This is a genomic window from Niastella yeongjuensis, from assembly GCF_900110245.1.
Taxonomy (GTDB): Bacteria; Bacteroidota; Bacteroidia; order Chitinophagales; family Chitinophagaceae; genus Niastella; species Niastella yeongjuensis.
In genome coordinates this window covers 221,795-240,402 of record NZ_FOCZ01000009.1, presented here as the reverse complement: position 1 = coordinate 240,402, position 18,608 = coordinate 221,795, and the positions used below count along the sequence as shown (strand labels likewise).

The window sequence follows — 18,608 nt, the reverse complement described above, 5'->3', positions numbered from 1 at the left end:
ATTAATTTCTTGTGACGTGGTCAACAATAACGACAGTTAAAGAAAGCGCACTAAGCAGGGCGGGCAGCCAGGTTTTGGCATTACCTGTAGCATTTACCTTGGCTTTGTTGGGCTCTACGTAAATGATGTCGTTTGTTTTGAGGTAATAATAAGGGGAGCGAAGCACCCCATCTGAATTCAGGTCAAGCCGTTTCGTAATACGTTTTCCGCCTTCTTCGCGTATCAGTACCACATTATCCCTTTTGGCATATACGGTCATATCTCCGGCAAAACCCAGGGCTTCCAGGATATTTATTTTTTCGTCGGGTACATTGATCACCATGGGCTTGGCTACTTCGCCCAACACCGTTACTTTAAAATTCAGGTACCTTACCGACACCACCGGCTGCATGAGGTATTTATTGTCGATAAGAAGATTGGTTATTTTTTCTTTCAGCTCCTTTTTGGTAAGCCCGGCAGCTTTTATCCTGCCAAGCATAGGAACGTCTATGTAGCCATCCTGATCAACCAGGTAGCCCGTTGCCTGGGTGCTGGTGTAGCCTACCACCTGGGTAGATACCATTACGGTTGTATTGAACGGTTGGCTGGCCGTTGCATTCGGGCTGGTGACCGTTATACTAAGCAGGTCATTTCTTTGAATAACAGGTTCCAGTTTGTCGATAATGCTGGTTTCCGAATCCTTTGCGTCTTTCAGATATACAACATTTTTCGTGTTGGCACAGGATGAGATCAGGAGACCGAACAACAGAACTGCCAACGCAGATCTGTAAAAACAGCTTGGTTGGGAAACCTTGTTAATACTTGGTAATTTCTGAGCGTTCACGGTTAAAATAATTGAAATGAAAAAATGGGAGTTACGGCTGTGGAAGAATTGATTTGTTATTTAGCGTTTATTTTTTAACTACTTCAACGTGCGATTTAGGTAATTCAGCTACCATTATATAACCTAAAGAAGGTAATAAAACCCTTACCGTTTTATCAAGCACTTCAATCACTTTACCTTCCTGTTCAATGAATATTCCATACTTAACGCGTATGGTATCATTGATACCAACTTCAAATTTTTCCAATCGTACATTGATGTGATCGATAAGGAAGTTTTTGATCAACTCAATCTCTGAATCACGGATCACAGCGGGTTTACCCATCCAACTCACATAATTGAGAACGCCTTCAGTTTGCAGCACGGTTACACGTTCTTTGCCGGTTAGTCTTACAAATACATAACAGGTGAATAAGGGTTCATAAACTATTTTTTTTCTGTCACTCCATTGTCGTTCTACCCGGTTAAGCGGACAATAGTTTTCAATTTTTTTTCGGGTCAAAAGATCAGCGACCTTTTTTTCCCACTTGGCATGGGTATATACCGCATACCAGTTTTTGGCCGGTTCCATAAGTAATAATTTTGTGAAGGTTGTACGATACCAGTATTATATATAGCGCTATTTCGATATCATCCTGTTCAGACGAACAAAAGGCTTCGCCTATCATAACCCCAGTTTACCTGAGATCCAGACATAACAATGCTTGTTCCTTTTTACAGGGAATGATTATTTTGTTTATACAGACTTACGGGGTTGGGTATGGGAAAAAATGCAATGTGATGGATAATGGACCGGTCGGGACTGCTGGTACAGTATGCAGGATATTTAAATAACTAAGTGTATTGGATTAATAATAGGAATAGCATACTTATATCACCCAATAGCCGGGTGAAAAAAGGGCTTCGCCAATCATATTCCCATTGTCTGGAATTTGATAAACTACATTTTATGTATTTGAATGCAATAATGGATAAATGGATCAATACCGGGTAGTGGAAAAATTAGTACGAAATGCGGATAATGGATAGAAGAATTACAATACGCAGGAAGACATTTGCTAAAAATCAAGACCGACTTATATATATCAGGGATTAATTAAGAAGCTATTTTATTTACATTCTTTTGGGTCTAACGATCAAAACTGTGGTAACCTTATTTATTCAATTGGTGAATACCTTTCTATAAATCCGAAGTAAATTTAAAGGTATTTATTCAATACTTCGTAAAAAAAAGTCAAGTTAATCTGACAAATATTTTTGAAATATACATGCATTATCATCGCTATAACATTAAATTACTTATTCTATACACTGTATCAATTGGTTCTGCTTAATTGATAAATATCAAATTGCCAAAACTTCCCAATAATTCATAGGCTTGATAAATTGATTGGAAAAAGCAGCCGGCAGAAGACTGACGGCCGACAGTAAACCACGAATGAAGGTAACGTGTAAGGCTGACGGAATATTGAAATGAGCTAACGGATTAAAGAACTAATTTTGTTTTTCAATCATGAGCGATGCCAAAAAATCCTTACCTGTCATTGTTGCGAACGGCCTGGACTTATGCCCGGCAGGAGCGAAAGAAATATCTTTTAACCTATGCCATGTTCATTCTGGCCAATTTCATTTCGGCGCTTGGGCCTATCTGGCTGGGTTGGTTTGTGAATAAGGTGCAGCACGATACGCAACAGGTATGGCATTATACATTAATATATGTGGCAGGCTATTTCTGCATCCGGTTTTTTGAATGGAGCCTGCATGGTCCTGCCCGTATCATGGAGCGGAACCTGGCCTTTAATATGAGCCGCAATTTCCTGCAGGAAAAATACCACCAGGTACTGCACCTGCCTGCCAAATGGCACCAGGACCATCACAGCGGCGCCACCATCAACCGCATTCGAAAAGCTTATGAGGCACTGCGCCAGTTTTTCGATCAGGGGTTTATGTATTTATATACGCTCACCAAATTCTTTTTCTCGGTAATAGCCATGTTGTATTTCTCACCATTGTTCGGTGGCATTGCCGTATTGATGGGCGTGCTGGATATCATCATCATCCGCAAGTTTGATAAACCCTTTATCAAAACGCTCGACCAGGTGAATGAAAAAGAACATGTGGTGTCCTCTACCTTGTTCGATACACTTTCCAACATCATGACCGTGATCACGCTGCGGCTGGAAAAAAGTATGGAGTCGGGGTTGTTGCATAAGGTACAACAGATAAGGGCGCCTTTCCGCAAAAATGCGCTCATCAATGAATGGAAATGGTTTGTGGCCGATATGCTGCTGGCGCTTATTTATTGCGTAGTGGTAGCCGGGTTCATTTACCAGAACTGGCAGCCCGGACAAACCTTCTACATTGCCGGACTGGTAACCTTACTGGGTTATGTAACCCAGTTCACCGGGGTATTTCAAAATGTGGCCTGGCAGTATACCGAGGTAATGCAGTTCAATACGTATATTCAAACAGCCAGTAATATTAGCGACGCCTACACGCAACAGCACCGGCCCGAAGAACCGGATGAACTGCCTGCCAGCTGGCGCGAGATCCAGATCAGGCAACTGAGTTTTTCACACCGGGCTACCTATAACGAAGCGTATACCCCAAGCAGTTTGCACCACTTACATGTCCGCATTAAGCGGGGGGAAAAAATCGCGCTGATAGGGGAGAGTGGCAGCGGAAAAAGTACCCTGCTGTCTTTATTACGCGGGTTGTATATGGCCGAACCGGGCGTGGAAGTTTCGATAGATGGTAAACCCTTTGAAATTGATTCGCTCAATGAATCGGTTACCCTGTTTCCGCAGGAGCCGGAGATCTTTGAAAACACCATTGCTTATAACATCACGCTGGGGTTGCCTTTTCCCGAAGAAGAGATCATGCAGGTTTGTGAAAGCGCACACTTCACCGATGTGGTGATGCAATTGCCCGATAAGCTGGCCTCCGACATCAGGGAGAAAGGCGTGAATTTGAGTGGCGGGCAAAAACAACGGCTGGCATTGGCCCGGGGTATTCTGGCCGCCCGGGAAAGCGAAGTGATCTTGTTAGATGAACCTACCAGCAGCGTGGACCCCAAAACGGAGGCGATGATCTATGAAAAGCTGTTCGCCGCGTTTGCCGATAAAGCGATCGTATCTTCCATGCACCGCCTGCATTTGTTGCCCCAGTTCGATTACATTTATGTATTGCACCACGGGCGCATTGTGGCCGAAGGCAATTTCGAACACTTACGCACTAATAGTGCCGCCTTTCAGGAATTGTGGCGGCACCAGCAGGAAACAGGGATGGGGCGCATAGATCATTGACCATACCCGCTCAGCTCAAAGAATTTTTTAAAGTCCTGGATGGTGAGAATATCCTGCACCGCCTGCTTTTTGTCGGCGGCCTTATTGTAATACGCTTCACATATTTTGAACCCGATATAATAACCCAGATCGGCCGGAACGCCGGGCGGGGTGTTTTGGCCGTTGTATAACCAATCGGAATATTGGGTGCCATCCATTTGTTTTTTGAACGCTGGCCACAGCTCTTTTTCGTGGGCATTTCCATACACATGCATCTTGCTGTTGGAATTAAAGCCCAGTACCAACTGCGAAACAAAATCAGCTGCTCCTTCATTAATAGCCCGGTCAAGTAAAGTTTTGGGCGCCAGGGTGCGCTGCTCAACATGGATCAGCTCATGGATAATAATACCCAGCAATTCGGAAGAATCGGAAATGTTGGAAGCGCGCCAGGCGTTCAATTCATCTTTCACCACGGTGTTGGTATCACAGATAAATTCAGCGCCAATAAGGGAGCCGGCGCCACCATCGGTAGTGCCAAAGGTGTTGAAAATACCAATAAGAAAAGTGGTAGGCGGAAAGATGGCCGGGGGATAAAGTGCTTCCAGCTTGTTGGCGGCCGCAATAATGCCCGGTTTAAAACGCTGCAGGTTTTGAGAAACCGGGCGAATGCTTTGCAGGTATTTTTTATGCGACCGCATAAATTGAATTACCTGTGTAACACTGCTGTTCATGCGTACATCAAAAAAGGTACGCAGGCCCATTGTACCCTTCAGAATATATTCTTTCATGATCAGTTGTTCTATGCCCGGCTGGCTGCGCCGGTCAAAGATCTTCCAGAAATTATCGATGTCGCTGGTGATGATCTGCATATTACGGGGATCGTCATATACAGCCCGGGTATGGGCTATTTGTTGGGCAATGATTTTCCACTGCGGCGTTTGGGTAATAAAACGCATTTGAGGGAACGGGATCAATAAGGTAGTATCATACACGCCGGTGGCGGCGGCTTCTTTCAACAGGCTGATGGCGCCCAATGAATCGCCCGCTTTCATTTTCTCCACGGCTGTATTGATCAATACAAAGGGCGTTTGTAAAAAAAGATTGTTCTTATAATAGAAATAATCATCGTACCGGAAATTCGATGATTGGGCAAGACAGGAAAAAAAGGGCAGCAGTATTAGGAGAAGGGAGGTGATTTTTTTCATAATCAGTTTTTTTTACATATTTAAGGGCATTCCGGTAAATTTACTTTCTTTATTTACCTGTATGAAAAAAAAGCCGCCAGCCGAAAAAGAGAAGGACATACACGAGTCAACGCCGGAGCGCCTCAATGCATTTTCCGACGGGGTTTTTGCTATTGTAATCACCATTATGGTATTGGAATTGAAACGCCCTTCCAACCCCACAATCGGGTCGCTATTGCAGGACTGGCCAACCTGGATCAGTTATTTCGCGAGTTATATCTTTATTGCGGTAGTGTGGATCAATCACCACTTCCTGTTCAAATATGCAACCGTGGTAAACCTGCGGTTGGTCTGGGCAAATTTTGCGCATCTGTTTTCAGTTTCCCTGATCCCTTTTGATACCGACTGGATGGCCGAAACAAGATTAGAACCCGTTCCCGTTGCCATGTATGGTTTTGTATTCATGTTGGTGAACATCACTTATCGGTTATTGATGAGGGAAACTATAAGCGCCCGTAAGCAACCAGATCAGCCCGCTACCCGGTTGTTTCGTCTCCGGTCAATATCAACCATTCTCGTTTTTGGTATCGCCATGGTGGTTGCCTTGTGGCATCCGTACATTGGCTTTGGGATCGACTGCGCCTGTTTGGCGTTGTACCTGCGCCCGGATTTGCGCGGGATCAGGTCCTGATTTTTAGAAAGCTTTAAGGTTTGCTGATACCATTCAGTTGCCACAATGTAATAGATTTGAGTAACCCCTTGTCAGGTGTATTATTAATTAAAATAATTTGACTTGAACTTTTCAGATCTTAATATTGAATCGGAGATCATTCCTTTCTTCGATGATTCACTAAACCGGCATTCCCGCGAAGCGTTAACGTTGCTTTTTCACAGCATGCCCAAAAGCATAACGGAAGCGGCGGAGCGGCAACAGGTGATCAAAGGATTCACGGCAAACCTGGCTAACATAAAAAATCTGTATTCTTATAAAAGAGACCTGGAAGAAGCCTATGAGTTTTGTTGCAGGCTGGAAAGCCAGCTTCCGGCAAGTAAAACCAACCTTCGGGAATTTAAAATGACCTTGTTGTTCTCCCGGAGAAAAAAGGAGCAGTTGTTTTCCAGGTCCATTCAATTGTTGACGCTGTTCGAAAGAATATACCGGCATTATTGCTCGCGGCTCGATCTTAATGAATTTCCGGTATCGTATAAGGCCTCCATTCTCACCATTGCCGATACCCTGAACGGTTTTGAAAAGGAATGGACGTTGTTAAGTGAAAAAAGAAACGGTCTTTCAGCCGGCGAAGTAGCTGCTTTTATGCACCGGTTATATGTGTTTTTCAAAAGCGGACAACTATTAAAATGCTGGAGTGAATTGTTTCTGTTTGAAGCGTATTTGTCCATTGCGGTTGTTGCTCAAAAAGCAACATTCGTTCCGGCACAGTTTATTGATAAGGGCATTATTCTTACTAACTTTTTTCATCCCCTGCTTAAAGCCCCGGTAAAGAATTCTATTCACCTCGACAGGAATGTGCTGGTACTAACGGGTCCGAACATGTCGGGCAAATCAACGCTGCTTCGGTCTATTTCATTATGTGTGTACCTGGCAAGACTGGGGTTGCCGGTACCGGCAGCCGAATGTAAGGTGGTGTTTGTCTCAGCTATTAATGTATACATCAATTCCCGGGACACCCTTCATAGCGGATATAGTCATTTTATGACGGAGGTTTTAAATTTAAAAGAAAGTATTATCGCTGCCCGGGACGGGAAACAGGTGTTTACGGTTTTTGATGAATTGTTCAGCGGAACGAATGTTGATGATGCATTGAATATGTTGAGGCTCACGTTAAACGGGCTTAAAAAATATTCCGGGTCTTATTTCCTGTTGTCTACCCATTTTTACAAACTTAAAGAGCAACAGGTAGAAGCCATGGACCATGCCGCATTTTATTATATCGATTCATTTCTTGAAGAAGGGACGCCGAAGTTTACTTACCGGCTGAAAGAAGGTTGGTCGGATGTAAAATTCGGTACCCTGCTTTTTGAAAGGGAAGGACTGGTGCAGCTGCTTACGTAAAATCTACAATCGCCTGTTCGTCTACCCCAAATGCCTGTTGGGCGAGTGCCAGGTTGTTTCAGCAGGAGAAGCGGATAATTTTATTCAAAATTCTAAAAAATGAAACCGATACTGGCATTGCTGCTTTTATTGCTGCAGATACATACAAATGCACAACCTGCTGGTAAAATAAAGAATGTGGTGCTGGTACATGGCGCCTTTGTAGATGGATCAGGCTGGCAGTCTGTGTATAAGATCTTAACAGGCAAAGGGTATCATGTAACAGTGGTACAGGAACCGTTGACTTCTTTTGAGGCAGATGTGGCCGCAGTAACCCGGGTTTTGCAACAACAGGATGGGCCTTGTATACTGGTGGGACATAGTTATGGCGGCGCGGTGATCACCACGGCGGGCAATGATACGCATGTGGCCGGATTGGTATACATAGCCGCTCATGCGCCCGATGAAGGTGAGTCGGAAGCTGATAACGGCAAACGTTATCCACCCGCTTATAAATCGTTGGTGAAAGGCGCCGATGGTTTTGATTACATAAACCCCAACCAGTTTGCTGCTGATTTTGCTGCCGATGTACCCAAAGCAACGGCTAACTTTATGGCCAATGCACAGGTACCTACAGCCGATGCGGGGTTTCATGCCATCATTCACAACCCGGCCTGGAAAAAGAAACCCAGCTGGTACCTGGTAGCCAAATCCGATCGTATTATAAATCCCGACCTGGAACGGTTATACGCCAAACGGGCCAACAGCACCACGGTAGAAATTACAGGTGCCAGTCATTCGGTGTTTATGTCGCGTCCGGGAGAAGTCGCTGAATTAATTTTGAAGGCGGCGACACACTAACTTCTTGCTTTGGCAAACAGTAATAATAACAGCATAATGTATTTATCGGAAAAGCGCAAGCGCAGGTATGACAGCGCTTTAGCCTTGTGTTCTTTTACGGTGAATATAGAAAGGCTCAACTGTTGCGCGATCTCAGCATTCTTCATGCCTTCTATGAAGGCCATTTTAAATACTTCACGCCGTTTTTCGGGCATCTTTTCAATTTCATTGTAAATCTCCTGCATCAGTTCAAGCCGGATCAGTTGATTCAGCATCAGCTCATGGCCGCGGTCGCTTTCAAGATAGGCAAGTTCTCTGTGCACCGTATTTTTCACTTGTTCATGTCGAAGCGAGTTTAAACAGGCATTGCGTGTAGTAATGTAAAGAAAGGATTTTATGGCTTGGGCATTGTCGAAATCCGCATACTTACCCCAGAGTTTAACAAAGCTATCTTTAACAATATCTTCCGCTTCAGATAGCTCTGTTACCAGCTGGGCAGCAAAATAACATAATGGTCGATAATGCAGCCTGAAAATTGAAGCAAAAGCCTGTTGATCGCCTTGCCTGAAATTTTCTATAATTTCCTCATTCATTCCCGGATGCTCCATGTGAAATAGACAGTTTTTAACACCGAACGTTTGTTCTTTTTCTTACAGGAAACAATCACGCTCCACAGGAGCGTATTAAAACTAATTATAATTGATTGTAAGAACAAAAAAAACGCAAAAGACCATCCCTATTAAGTGGGACAGTCTTCCTGATTGTAATCATGGCTATACGAACTATCAGTAGTTTTTTACCTGGAATATTTTTAACGCTACTGGTTTCCCCGTATTCACCGCTCCTGAAAATACCAATGTATTGTTTTTAAAGCGGGTATAACTCCAGGTATAGGTAACCAGTAAACTGTCATTGGCCTGGTCGCGTATTTCAAAAATGTACCGGTTGCCGGTAATAGCTGCCGTGGCCAAATATGGTTTAAAGTCAGAGATTTGTTTATAACCGATGTCGCTGAAGTCTGGTTTTGAAATAGCTGTTCCCTTAACATTTATTTTGATAGGGCCACTGGCCGGCGATAAATTTATAAAGCGAACACCGGCGGTACTGTCAGAATAAATAGGAATTTCATCTCGGGTAAACACCGCTTCTGGTTTACTGGTATCGCCTGCAAAGAATAAGGAATATATGCCTCCAGCTGCAACATCAATCTCGCTGTCATAGATGCGGTTCGTAGTGTCGGTGTTTTTTGCTAAATAAACCGGGCGCAGGCCACCGGGTAAACTATAAATGGCTGCGTTTCCAAAGGTTACCGTTTGAGCCGCTTTAAAATATTCAATGGCATCGCTGCCGAATACCGGAATAATTGGCTTTCCATTGGCAATGGCGTGCACAATGTTTACGGTAGCCGGTACCGGGAATGAATCGTTTTTTTTACAGGAGCATACCCATAATACTACCCCGGTAAATACTGTCAGGTATTTTAACATAAGCAGGAAATAAAAGTTAGTAAATGGTTAGGCGCGCGCCTGCGACATAAACACCCGGGCGGGAAAAAAGAACTAGTGGGGTAGGGTATTTTTTAAAAAAAATATAATATCCGGATAGTTCTTTCTTTTAATTGAAGTGTTTATGTGGCTCACTAACTGCCACATTATTTATGCTACAACAGCTCAGATTGTTTCGACGGGGTGTTTTACTGGTTGGCCCCATGCTTCTGTTATATGCGTGCTCCGGCGGCGCACCCAAACCGCAAAGAAAGAAAATGCCTGGATTGAACAACCTTAACTCCCAGTGGGAGATCCCGTATACTACCCAGCAGCAAGTTTTTAATTTTCCGGTCAGGACCGACTATGTGGACCTTCTACAGGAAGGAAAAGCTGCCACCTTTTTAGCAGTGAATTTTGCAGATGATAATTTCGATTCGCTCGCCCTGTCGCTGGCAAACAGTTATAAAGCAATGGCGCCCGCATTACTGGAACAATGGGCGCAACAACAGGGCACCGGTATCCTCATAGATCTGCGGCAACCGGCCTCCACCAACACCCAGCGTAGTGAGTATTTGCTGGAAAATGCGGGCTATTCTATCCCCCTCATTTTTTTGTATGACCAGGCATCGGCCAGCCGCGCCAATACTTTTATGACGGTGCTGCAATCCGTTCCGTCAATCCACTGCAAGCTGACCAACGCCACCCATACCGACAAAAACGGCGTGCGGTCCGATTGTTTTTCAAATTATTAATATCGAAATACGGAAAATATTTATGCGATCATTTATTGTTTTTGGGATAATTGTTTTTGTAGCATCCTGTACCATATATAAATACCCACCACCATCCAATACCGCTAATACCGGAAAAGGTAAAAAGCATGCGGCGGTTGCTGCCAATGCCAGTCCGGCTAATGCAGCCCAGGAGGCCGCTAAACGCGACAGCATCCTGCGTTCTTTCAAACAACGCGTAAAACCATATGCGTCCATTATATCCAAAGATTTTACTTCACAAAAAGGATTGTTTACGGTCCACCAGTCAAAGGACTCCCTATATTTCGAGATCCCCGATTCCCTGCTTAACAGGGATATCATGGTGATCAATCGCATCGAAAAAGGACCGGGTGGTTATGGCACATATGCAGGTGAAGAATTGGATGAAAAGACCATCATTTTTGAAAAAGGTCCAAACGAGACAATTAATATCCGCTACGACCTGGTGATCAGTGAAGCCGATTCTACCAATGAGATTTATAAAGCTGTAGTTAAATCGAACCTGAATCCGGTAGTATATACCTTCCCTATCAGGGCTTATGGTAAAGACTCCGCCAGTTATGTTATTGAAGCCGATAAATTCTTAAAGGACAGGAATTTTGTTAACTCACTGGAGAAAAGCCAGCTGTCTAAACAGGTAGATATAAATCTCCTGAAAGACATGAATATTGAATACATCCGTACGTACCCAATGAACGTAGAACTATGTATCAGCAAGAATGCAACGGCCCGGGCTGCTGTGCCAAGCCCTGGCGGGATAAGTACTGGTGGTCCTGCCGGACCGGTTACGCTGTTTACGCATACTTCGTTTATAATATTGCCCAAAACGCCTATGCAACGGCGGTTCTTTGATCCGCGTGTAGGTTACTTTGCTGATTATTATTATCCTTATGCAGATGATCAGCAAAAAGTAAAGGCAACCCAGTTCATTGTTCGCTGGCGCCTGGAACCAAAAGAGGAAGACCGTGAGAAATGGAAAAGGGGAGAACTGGTAGACCCAGCCAAACCCATTGTATTTTATATAGATCCCGCTACACCCAAACAATGGCGTAAATACCTGATCATGGGGGTGAACGACTGGCAACGCGCCTTTGAGCAGGCTGGTTTTAAAAATGCTATCATCGGGAAGGAATGGCCCGAAAACGACACTACCATGAGTATGGAAGATGCGCGCTATTCCATGATCCAGTATTTCCCTTCAGAGGTAATGAATGCCTATGGGCCGCAGGTGCATGATCCCCGCAGTGGTGAGATCATTCAAAGCCGCATCGGCTGGTATCACAATGTGATGCAGTTGTTGCAGAAGTGGTACCTGGTTCAAACGGCCGCAGTAGATCCTAAAGCCCGCACCGCTAAACTCGATGACGAAACCATGGGCCAGCTGGTACGTTTTGTAAGCAGTCATGAAGTGGGCCATACGCTGGGGCTGCGTCACAATTTTGGCAGCAGCAGCCAAACACCCGTTGATAGCCTGCGCAGCAAAACCTGGTTGCAAAAACACGGTCATACCGCCAGTATCATGGACTATGCCCGCTTTAATTATGTAGCACAGCCTGAAGATAAACTGGAGCGGGAAGACCTGTACCCGCGTATTGGCGAGTACGATCGTTGGGCCATTGAATGGGGCTATAAAAATTCAGGTGCCGCCAATGCGGAGGACGATCGGAAACTAATGAACAAAAGGATTACCGACAGCCTTGCACACAATCACCTGTTGTGGTTTGGCGACGGTGAATCAAAAAGAGGCGTTGACCCACGCTGTCAAACTGAAGATCTGGGTGATAATGCAGTAAAGGCCAGCCTCTATGGTATTAAAAACCTGCAACGTATAGTGCCTTCCCTGCCTTTATGGACCTATGAACAAGGTGGCCTGTATGAAGGACTTACCGGCATCTATGCTTCGGTAAAAGATCAGTATTTCAGGTATATAGCCCATGTTCAAAATTATGTGGATGGCGTTTTGCTGACTGTAAAAAGTGAGGACACCAAAGGCGATGTGTTTGCCCCGGTTCCACGCACCAAACAAGAAGAAGCAATTGCCTTTTTTAACGAACAGTTGTTCACTACTCCTTACTGGCTTCTGAATAAAGAAGTGATCAACAAAACAACTATACCCGGGCCTGTAGATTTTGTAGAAGACACGCAGGTGCGTTTGCTGAATTCATTGCTCGATATGGAAACCTTCGGCAAGCTGCTGGCAAACTCACGCCGTTTTGGTTCAGACAAATCTTTACCTGTAGAAGATTACCTCGACCTTATTCATAAAGGGATTTGGAAAGAATTGAAAAGCCCGGCTGTTTCCGTATCAGACCCATACCGCCGCACCTTACAGAAAACGTATGTAGGCGCCCTGTTGGAAATACTGGTATCAGGCTCGTCTGAAGTAACGGAAAACGATGCGTTCAGTACTATCCGCGCCGATATGACCCAATTGTACTCGGAGATTGGAAATGCATTGCCAACCGCCAAAGACAACGCCAGCAGATATCATTTGCAGGATCTGTATGAAAGGATCAAAAAGTGGATGCTATCGTCCCGTACACCAGGATTATAAAACCTATTGTTATGTTCGACCATATTCCTTTTGCGTATATCGTTGCCAGCATTTTATTAAGGTACCTGGTTATTGCCGGCATTGCCTATGGCCTCTTTTATTATTGGCAGCGGACAAAATGGTACCATCGGAAAATTCAGCCCCACTTTCCCAAACCGGCAATTGTTCGTCAGGAATTCCTGTATTCGCTTACAGCCGTGGTGATCTTTGCGGTGGTCGTACATCTTGTTTACACAGATCCGGTTAAAAAGTATACAAAGGTTTATACAAATATTCATGATCATTCGATGGGTTATTTTTTCATTAGTGTGGTGTCGTGCATTGTTATGCACGACACTTATTTTTACTGGTCGCACCGGTTAATGCACTGGAAGAAAATATTCCGGTATGTGCATCATATTCATCACAAAAGCCATAACCCTACCCCCTGGGCGGCCTTTTCTTTTCATCCTGTTGAATCACTGGTAGAGGCAGGCATTGTTCCATTGGCGGCCTTTACTATGCCCATTCATCCGCTGGCCTTTTCCCTGTTTGGCCTGTATATGATCATAATGAATGTGTTGGGTCATTTAGGATATGAATTGTTTCCGGCAGGTATGTTGAAGAATAAATGGTTGAATTGGCACAATACCTCTACGCATCACAATATGCACCACCATTACAGCAAATGCAATTACGGACTGTATTTCAACATCTGGGACCGCATCATGAAAACCAATCACATTCGCTACGAAGAAACATTTGAGAAAGCAGCTTCCGGACAACAGGCCCTTGCCATTAATCAGAAATCTTCCATTATTTATAAAACGGAGTAGTTCTTTTTTTTCGTTCGCGTGTTTTAGTTTTTGAAAGTATATAAACCAGAAAAGAAAACTAACCATTAACCATGTCACCAAGCGACCAGCAGATAATACAAACAATTGAGCATATAAGCAGCCTGTTGCTGAAGAAAACCAAAGAGGAGTTGAACGCAGAAGAGCAGGCTGCTCTTAATGACTGGCTAAGCCAACGGCCCGAAGCCGACATTCGTTTTTTTGATACCGCAACCGATCTTGATGAAATTGAAAAGGTATTACAATATATGTATGGGATCGATGAAGAAAGGGCGTTGGCCGATGTGCTCAATACCATACATCCGGTACCTGTACAGGTGATTCCGGTAGTGCCGGTTCGTAAGGGACATTTTGGTAAAAAAGTTCTTTTAAAATATGCAGCTGCAGCCATTGTTACCGGAGCCATCGTAACCACCGCGGTATTTGTCTTCAACCGGTCGAAGCCCAATACCAGCGTGGCTGCTTTACCTGTGGAGCAACGGTATCATAATGATGTGCAGCCTGGTAATGATAAGGCCGTTCTGCAACTCGCCGATGGCCGCAACATTGTTTTAGATACCAGTCAAAATGGAAAAATAGCCAGCCAGGGCAATACGGCAGTAAATAAACAGGATGGGATCGTGCTGTATAATTCCAATCAACATAGCAATACTACTGCTATTGCCTGGAATACATTACGAACGCCAAGGGGTGGCCAGTACCAGTTGCAATTGCCAGATGGCAGTAAAGTATGGCTGAATGCCCAGTCATCCCTGCGGTTCCCGGCATCCTTTATGGGGAATGAACGCCTGGTAGAACTTACCGGCGAAGCTTATTTTGAAGTAGCTAAGGATGAGCAAAAACCCTTTAAAGTTATTTTCTCCTCCCCCAATGGAGGAGGCCGGGAGGGGGCTGTAGAAGTATTAGGCACGCATTTTAACATCAATGCCTACGATGACGAAGACGCCATGAAGACAACATTACTGGAAGGAAAAGTAAAATTGTCATCGTTTAAAAATGACGGGTCCGCCATCCTTAAACCCGGCGAACAATCATCTCTGTCCCAAACATCCCGGATCTCTCAGCCTATCCCGGTTCAGACAGAAGAGGTCATAGCCTGGAAAGATGGCCTGTTCCGCTTCCAGGACGCCTCCATAGAATCCATTATGCGGCAGGTAGCCCGCTGGTATGATGTGGAAATTGTGTATGATGGAAAAATAGAAAAACAATTTATCGGAACAATTCCCCGCCAGGTACCGGTATCAACCGTGCTGAAAATACTGGAGTCAACCGGGTGGGTGCATTTTGTGATCGATGGAAAAAAGATCACAGTAGCCCCATAGAAAAAAACCTTATCTGTATTCGCTAGACCGCAACATTTATAATACAACCAAGACTAAACGAGCACTGTATGATTCGCAACATTACAACTGCTGCACGCAGTTGCCGTAAACTGCTATTGATCACGGCGCTGACAGCTTTCTTATTTTTCAACCAGCTGTTACAGGCAGGCGCTTTCCTGTACTCGCAAACAGTAACGTTATCGGTACACGATATGCCGTTGGAGAAAGTGTGCAGGGAAATTGAAAAACAAACCGGGTATTATTTTGTATATGCAAAGGACCCGGATGAAAAAAAACATTTGATAAGCCTGCAGGTAAAAAATGAACTGGTCACTTCGGTACTGCAAAAAGTTTTTTCCGGATTACCCTATTCTTACTCCGTTATTGACAAGGTGGTTGTAATAAATACCGTTAAACGTACCACGCCTGCAGTACCGCCTGTAACAAACAGCACAATGGCTGATACCATGAGTGTACAGGGCCGGGTGGTGAACAGGCAGGGGGAGCCGCTGGTGAATGCTTCGGTTATGACCTCCAATACAAAAAAGTCAACTATTACTGATCTTAAAGGAGCGTTTAAATTAAAAGGATTGAATGAGGGCGATGTGTTGCTGATCAGTTATGCCGGTTACAAAACGCAAATGGTATCGCCCAAAAAACAACCGTTGTTTGTGGTGCTGGAGGTCACGGATAATGAACTGGATAAAGTAGTAGTACAGGCGTATGGCACCACCAGCCGCCGGCTTACCACCTCCAATATTGGCGTGGTAACGGCTAAAGATATCGAACAACAACGCACCATGAACCCGCTGCTGGCTTTGCAGGGCCGGGTAGCCGGTTTGGAAATAACTCCTCAAAGCGGTTACGAGTTAGGGCCTGTTAAAGTGGAGATCAGGGGCCGCAACGTAGTGAACCCCAGCTTCACCTCCGATCCTTTATACATTATCGACGGCGTGCCCCTGACAATCATGGATGTGGGGGGTACAAATAAGATCTCCACAAACGGTAATAGTGTTTCGTATGGCATGGACCAGTCAAAAACATTGTTTACCGGCGGCCTGAGCCCGCTCTTCAATGTGAACACGTCTGATATTGAATCGATTGAAGTATTGAAAGATGCCGACGCTACCGCTATTTATGGCAGTCGCGGCGCCAATGGCGTTATTTTGATCACTACAAAAAAGGGTAAACCCGGAAAAAACAGGTTTGGCGTTAACTTTTCACAGGGAGTGAACTTTATTACCCGCAAATGGGAAATGCTCAATACCAGCCAATACCTGGCCATGCGGCGCGAAGCGTTTAAAAATGATGGCATAACGCCTACGGCTGCCCCGGGTACCGGTTATGCCCCGGACCTGTTCCTGGCCGATACGACCAGGAATGTTGACTGGCAGGAATACTATTGGGGCAAAAAGGGACAGTGGACCAATGCCCAGGCTGATTATTCCGGCGGTACCAGTCAGGTTAATTTTCGCATCGGCGCAGGGTACAACAAGTCGAAAGACATCACCACCACCAGTGGCGCCTCTTCTAAAACTTCTTTTGCAGTGAATTTAAATACCCACAGTTTCGACAATCGCTTCAATCTGTCGTTAGGGGCCAATTATAACTATACTGCTGCCAATCTCATTAATATAAGCGGTATTGGTACGGTACCGCCGCTGGCCCCACCGGTGTACGACGATCAGGGAAACCTGAATTTTATAGGTTGGAAGGCGGTGGGCCTTTCCTTTCCATTTGCCGGTTTATTGCAACCTTATACTACAAACGCCAGTTTACTGAACACCAGTCTTGAATTGAGGTATAATATCCTGACAAGTCTTACAGGCCGTGTTTCCCTGGGTTATAACAGTTCAGACAATACCAGTAATTCCTACCGGCCGTTTGCTGCCCAGGACCCTACGGCTACAAACAGGATCGCTTCTACCAGCATGGGCATCAACAAAGCTAATAACTGGGTAGTAGAACCGCAGTTGGAATACAACCTGAGTACCGGTATAGGCCGGTGGAATGTGCTGATAGGCGGTACTATTCAGAACAATGCTACCAAAAGTTTAAGTGTAGGCGGACAGGGGTATGCCAATGACGCCTTGCTGTACACCATTTCCAATGCCCTTACGGTAACCAGCACCGAGCAGTACGGCAAGTATAAATATGCCGGTGCGTTTGGCCGCATCACCTATAATTATGACAATAAATACATCCTTAACCTGAATGGCCGCCGCGACGGAAGCAGCCGCTTTGGCGCGGGTAAACAATTCGGTAATTTCGGATCGGTAGGGGTGGCCTGGATCCTCAGTGATGAAACCTTTATCAGAAAGAACCTGCCCGGCCTTATCAGTTTTATTAAGCTGCGCGGCAGTTATGGGTTGACCGGTAGCGATGCAGTAGGCGATTACCAGTATTTATCACAATGGGGCAACCTGTCACCGATACTTACCCCCTATAACGGCGTGGCTCCGTTAACGCCGCAAATACAATCGAACAGTAATTTTCACTGGCAGTCGAACAAAAAGGCGGAAGCAGGGCTCGACCTTGGTTTCATAAACGACCGTATCAATTTGCAGGTGGTATATTATAACAACCGGTGCGACAACCAGCTGGTATCGTTTCCTACGCCCACGTTCACAGGCTTCGGAACCGTGACCGCCAATTCACCGGCCAATGTGGAAAACAGCGGCTGGGAGTTTACGTTAAATGGGAGCATTATCAATAAAAAAGAATTTAGCTGGAATGCCAGTTTCAACATCAGCTTCAATAAAAACAAGCTGCTGTCGTATCCGCTGTTTGATCAATCGCCCTTTTATTCCAAATATAAAATAGGGGAATCTTTGAATACCTTGTATGTGCTGAACTATCTGGGGGTGGATCCGCAAACGGGTAACTATGCGTTTGAAGACCATAACCACGATGGAAAAATAATAGCCAATACCCAGGTACAACCAGGCTCCCATGACAATGACTTTTATGTTGGCATCAGCCTGTCGCCTGCTTATATGGGTGGAATGGGACACCAGTTCCGTTACAAGAACTGGCAGCTGAGTACTTACTTCTCTTACAAAAAAGGAATGGGCCTCAATTCCCTGCGCGGCATTTACGGCGGTACGGCCAATTCCTCGCTGTGGGAATACAACCACCGCTGGCAAAATCCGGGCGACATCAGCGAGGCGCCCAGACTGACTACTGCAAGTACCGTAACCAATTTTGGTACTTCCAGTGGCGGTATGACAGATGCCAGCTTCATCAGGCTGCGTACGGTTGGTTTGTCGTATAACCTGTCTGATAAAATAGCCCGTAAGGCGCGGCTCAATAACCTGGCTGTAAACATCAATGCGCAGAACATTTTTGTGATAACAAAATACAGAGGCGGCGATCCGGAGGTGACCAATTTTAGCGCTATGCCGCCTACCCGCACCATCACAGCCGGCATCAGCTGTTCATTATAATTTTTATCA

The 18,608-nt window shown here is 45.0% G+C and carries 14 protein-coding genes; 9 read left to right on the top strand and 5 right to left on the bottom strand.

Features of this window, described 5'->3' with window-relative positions:
• Position 1: 1 nt before the first annotated feature.
• Both BMX95_RS23535 and BMX95_RS23530 read right to left on the bottom strand, forming a co-directional pair.
• Positions 2-757, bottom strand: a complete 756-nt coding sequence (locus tag BMX95_RS23535) for a polysaccharide biosynthesis/export family protein (RefSeq protein ID WP_242673005.1) — start codon at positions 755-757, stop codon at positions 2-4.
• A 133-nt stretch (positions 758-890) separates the two neighbouring features.
• Positions 891-1,394, bottom strand: coding sequence for a UpxY family transcription antiterminator (locus BMX95_RS23530; protein ID WP_081197934.1), 504 nt, complete (start codon positions 1,392-1,394; stop codon positions 891-893).
• A gap of 949 nt (positions 1,395-2,343) precedes the next feature.
• Between BMX95_RS23530 and BMX95_RS23525 the strand changes: the two genes are divergently transcribed.
• The gene (locus BMX95_RS23525; protein WP_081197933.1) at positions 2,344-4,128 is read left to right on the top strand and encodes an ABC transporter ATP-binding protein; all 1,785 of its coding nucleotides are present in this window, start codon (positions 2,344-2,346) and stop codon (positions 4,126-4,128) included.
• Here BMX95_RS23525 and BMX95_RS23520 read toward each other — a convergent pair.
• Positions 4,122-5,312, bottom strand: coding sequence for a gliding motility protein GldB-related protein (locus tag BMX95_RS23520; protein WP_081197932.1), 1,191 nt, complete (start codon positions 5,310-5,312; stop codon positions 4,122-4,124). The genes BMX95_RS23525 and BMX95_RS23520 overlap by 7 nt on opposite strands.
• 61 nt (positions 5,313-5,373) lie before the next feature.
• Between BMX95_RS23520 and BMX95_RS23515 the strand changes: the two genes are divergently transcribed.
• The 3 genes from BMX95_RS23515 to BMX95_RS23505 all read left to right on the top strand — a co-directional run bounded on the left by BMX95_RS23515 (position 5,374) and on the right by BMX95_RS23505 (position 8,205).
• Complete coding sequence (locus BMX95_RS23515) at positions 5,374-5,982, top strand: TMEM175 family protein (RefSeq protein WP_081197990.1); 609 nt, start codon at positions 5,374-5,376, stop codon at positions 5,980-5,982.
• 102 nt (positions 5,983-6,084) lie between these two features.
• Complete coding sequence (locus BMX95_RS23510) at positions 6,085-7,365, top strand: MutS-related protein (RefSeq protein ID WP_081197931.1); 1,281 nt, start codon at positions 6,085-6,087, stop codon at positions 7,363-7,365.
• 99 nt (positions 7,366-7,464) lie between these two features.
• Complete coding sequence (locus BMX95_RS23505) at positions 7,465-8,205, top strand: alpha/beta hydrolase (RefSeq protein WP_081197930.1); 741 nt, start codon at positions 7,465-7,467, stop codon at positions 8,203-8,205.
• On the opposite strand, the gene BMX95_RS23500 is transcribed toward BMX95_RS23505, so the two are convergent.
• Both BMX95_RS23500 and BMX95_RS23495 read right to left on the bottom strand, forming a co-directional pair.
• Positions 8,202-8,792 (bottom strand): RNA polymerase sigma-70 factor, encoded by a 591-nt coding sequence (locus BMX95_RS23500; protein WP_081197929.1) that lies wholly within the window; start codon positions 8,790-8,792, stop codon positions 8,202-8,204. The two genes, BMX95_RS23505 and BMX95_RS23500, sit on opposite strands and share 4 nt — an antisense overlap.
• A gap of 177 nt (positions 8,793-8,969) precedes the next feature.
• Entirely contained in the window at positions 8,970-9,671 is a 702-nt protein-coding gene (locus BMX95_RS23495) for a DUF4397 domain-containing protein (protein WP_081197928.1), read from the bottom strand.
• 170 nt (positions 9,672-9,841) lie between these two features.
• On the opposite strand from BMX95_RS23495, the gene BMX95_RS23490 reads away from it, so the two are divergent.
• From BMX95_RS23490 to BMX95_RS23470, 5 genes are all read left to right on the top strand, one after another.
• Positions 9,842-10,423, top strand: a complete 582-nt coding sequence (locus BMX95_RS23490) for a hypothetical protein (RefSeq protein ID WP_081197927.1) — start codon at positions 9,842-9,844, stop codon at positions 10,421-10,423.
• Positions 10,424-10,445: 22 nt separating this feature from the next.
• The gene (locus BMX95_RS23485) at positions 10,446-12,998 is read left to right on the top strand and encodes a zinc-dependent metalloprotease (protein ID WP_081197926.1); all 2,553 of its coding nucleotides are present in this window, start codon (positions 10,446-10,448) and stop codon (positions 12,996-12,998) included.
• An 11-nt stretch (positions 12,999-13,009) separates the two neighbouring features.
• On the top strand, positions 13,010-13,813 hold the full coding sequence (locus BMX95_RS23480; protein WP_081197925.1) for a sterol desaturase family protein: 804 nt from the start codon (positions 13,010-13,012) through the stop codon (positions 13,811-13,813).
• 71 nt (positions 13,814-13,884) lie between these two features.
• On the top strand, positions 13,885-15,153 hold the full coding sequence (locus tag BMX95_RS23475) for a FecR family protein (RefSeq protein WP_081197924.1): 1,269 nt from the start codon (positions 13,885-13,887) through the stop codon (positions 15,151-15,153).
• 68 nt (positions 15,154-15,221) lie between these two features.
• Positions 15,222-18,599 carry a SusC/RagA family TonB-linked outer membrane protein gene (locus BMX95_RS23470; RefSeq protein ID WP_081197923.1) on the top strand — a complete coding sequence of 1,126 codons (3,378 nt, stop codon included), beginning with the start codon at positions 15,222-15,224 and terminating at the stop codon, positions 18,597-18,599.
• The last annotated feature ends 9 nt before the right edge of the window (positions 18,600-18,608 follow it).

Excerpts from the sequence above, each read along its gene's own strand:
- BMX95_RS23530 (WP_081197934.1), bottom strand. The coding sequence starts at position 1,394 with ATGGAACCGGCCAAAAACTGGTATGCGGTATATACCCATGCCAAGTGG.
- BMX95_RS23525 (WP_081197933.1), top strand. The coding sequence starts at position 2,344 with ATGCCAAAAAATCCTTACCTGTCATTGTTGCGAACGGCCTGGACTTAT.
- BMX95_RS23520 (WP_081197932.1), bottom strand. The coding sequence starts at position 5,312 with ATGAAAAAAATCACCTCCCTTCTCCTAATACTGCTGCCCTTTTTTTCC.
- BMX95_RS23515 (WP_081197990.1), top strand. The coding sequence starts at position 5,374 with ATGAAAAAAAAGCCGCCAGCCGAAAAAGAGAAGGACATACACGAGTCA.
- BMX95_RS23505 (WP_081197930.1), top strand. The coding sequence starts at position 7,465 with ATGAAACCGATACTGGCATTGCTGCTTTTATTGCTGCAGATACATACA.
- BMX95_RS23500 (WP_081197929.1), bottom strand. The coding sequence starts at position 8,792 with ATGGAGCATCCGGGAATGAATGAGGAAATTATAGAAAATTTCAGGCAA.
- BMX95_RS23495 (WP_081197928.1), bottom strand. The coding sequence starts at position 9,671 with ATGTTAAAATACCTGACAGTATTTACCGGGGTAGTATTATGGGTATGC.
- BMX95_RS23490 (WP_081197927.1), top strand. The coding sequence starts at position 9,842 with ATGCTACAACAGCTCAGATTGTTTCGACGGGGTGTTTTACTGGTTGGC.
- BMX95_RS23485 (WP_081197926.1), top strand. The coding sequence starts at position 10,446 with ATGCGATCATTTATTGTTTTTGGGATAATTGTTTTTGTAGCATCCTGT.
- BMX95_RS23480 (WP_081197925.1), top strand. The coding sequence starts at position 13,010 with ATGTTCGACCATATTCCTTTTGCGTATATCGTTGCCAGCATTTTATTA.
- BMX95_RS23475 (WP_081197924.1), top strand. The coding sequence starts at position 13,885 with ATGTCACCAAGCGACCAGCAGATAATACAAACAATTGAGCATATAAGC.
- BMX95_RS23470 (WP_081197923.1), top strand. The coding sequence starts at position 15,222 with ATGATTCGCAACATTACAACTGCTGCACGCAGTTGCCGTAAACTGCTA.